The sequence below is a fragment of the Mesorhizobium sp. M7A.F.Ca.CA.002.15.2.1 genome (assembly GCF_003998715.1).
GTDB classification, from domain to species: Bacteria; Pseudomonadota; Alphaproteobacteria; order Rhizobiales; family Rhizobiaceae; genus Mesorhizobium; species Mesorhizobium ciceri.
On sequence record NZ_RZPI01000880.1, the window covers coordinates 1 to 1910 of the forward strand.

The 1910-nt window shown below is 63.2% G+C and carries 2 protein-coding genes; both read left to right on the forward strand.

The annotated features are described in order from the left end of the window. The first annotated feature begins 2 nt into the window (after positions 1-2). Positions 3-1241 (forward strand): lipoprotein-releasing ABC transporter permease subunit, encoded by a 1239-nt coding sequence (locus ENZ74_RS30615; RefSeq protein ID WP_127313250.1) that lies wholly within the window; start codon positions 3-5, stop codon positions 1239-1241. Then, positions 1238-1910: ABC transporter ATP-binding protein (locus ENZ74_RS30620; RefSeq protein WP_206522370.1), on the forward strand; the 673-nt coding region annotated here is incomplete at its 3' end. The genes ENZ74_RS30615 and ENZ74_RS30620, both read left to right, overlap by 4 nt.

Sequence of the window (1910 nt, forward strand, 5' to 3'; positions counted from 1 at the left end):
CCATCTTCGAGCGCATGGTCGCCTGGCGCTATCTGCGTTCGCGGCGCAAGGAGACGGTGATCTCGGTGATCGCCTCGATCTCGTTTCTGGGCATCATGCTGGGCGTCGCCACGCTGATTGTGGTCATGGCGGTGATGAACGGTTTCAGGGCAGAGCTTTTGACGCGCATCCTCGGCGTCAACGGCCACCTGATCGTGCAGCCGCTCGATTCGCCGCTGGAGGACTATGCGCAGGTCGCCAGCCGCATCAACGGTGTAGCAGGCGTTAAATACGCCATCCCGCTGATCGATGGCCAGGTGCTTGCGCAAGGCAATGTCGGCGGCGGAACCGGAGCGCTGGTTCGCGGCATACGCGGCGAGGATCTGAGCAAGATCGCCATCGTTGCCAGCAACATCAAGCAGGGTTCGATCGCCGATTTCGATTCTGGCGAGGGCGTTGCCATCGGCAAGCGCATGGCTGAGAATCTCGGCCTGACGCTTGGCGATACCATCACCTTGATTTCGCCCGACGGCGACGTGACGCCGATCGGCACCACGCCGCGCATGAAGGGCTACAAGATCGCGGCGATCTTCGAAGTCGGCATGTCCGAATATGACACGTCCATCGTCTACATGCCGTTTTCCGAAGCGCAGCTTTATTTCAACATGGACGGGCGGGCGCAAACGATCGAGATTTATGTCGACAATCCAGACGATGTCGATGCGCTGAAACCGAAAGTGGAGGCGGCGGCGCAGCGGCCGATCGACATGGTCGATTGGCGCCAGCGCAACGAGACCTTCTTCTCCGCGCTGCAGGTCGAACGCAACGTCATGTTCATGATCCTGACGCTGATCGTGCTGGTGGCGGCGCTGAACATCATCTCCGGCCTGATCATGCTGGTGAAGGACAAGGGCCACGACATCGCCATCCTGCGCACCATGGGGGCGTCGCGCGGCGCCATCCTGCGCATCTTCCTGATGACGGGTGCGGCGATCGGCGTGACCGGCACGCTTGCCGGTGTGCTGCTCGGCGTACTGATCTGCACCAACATCGAATCGATCCGCCAGTTCTTCTCGTGGATGACCGGTAAGGTGCTGTTCAATCCTGAACTCTATTTCCTCAGCCAGTTGCCGGCGAAGATGGATCCGCGCGAGACGACCTATGTCGTCCTGATGGCGCTCGGCCTGTCCTTCCTGGCAACGGTGTTTCCGGCATGGCGCGCCGCGCGTCTCGATCCGGTCGAAGCCTTGAGGTACGAATAGTGGCCGAGGTCATTATCGAGCTGAAGAGCGTCGAGCGGCACTACGTCCAGGGACCGCGAAAACTCACCATTCTCAATGGTGCGGACTTCTCGCTGAAGCGCGGCGAGATGGTGGCGCTGGTGGCGCCGTCTGGCACCGGCAAGTCGACGCTGCTGCACACCGCCGGCCTGCTGGAGCGTCCCGACGCCGGCGACGTCATCCTGGCCGGCCGCGCCTGCGGGCGGCTGTCCGACGACGAGCGCACGGCGATCCGCCGCAACGATGTCGGCTTCGTCTACCAGTTCCATCACCTGCTGCCGGAATTCTCGGCGCTGGAAAACATAATGATGCCGCAGCTCATCAAGGGGCTCAGCCGCAAGGACGCGGCCGAGCGCGCGGCGCAGCTGCTCGATTACATGCAGATCGGCAAACGCGCGGCGCACCGGCCGTCCGAGCTCTCCGGCGGCGAACAGCAGCGCGTCGCCATTGCGCGTGCGGTCGCCAATGCGCCGCTGGTACTGCTGGCGGACGAGCCGACCGGCAATCTCGACCCGGTCACCGCGTCCTATGTGTTCGAGGCGCTGGCGGCGCTGGTCAAGCAATCGGGCCTCGCGGCGCTGATCGCCACCCACAATCACGAGCTGGCATCGCGCATGGACCGTCGCGTCACGTTGGCCGACGGTAAAGTGG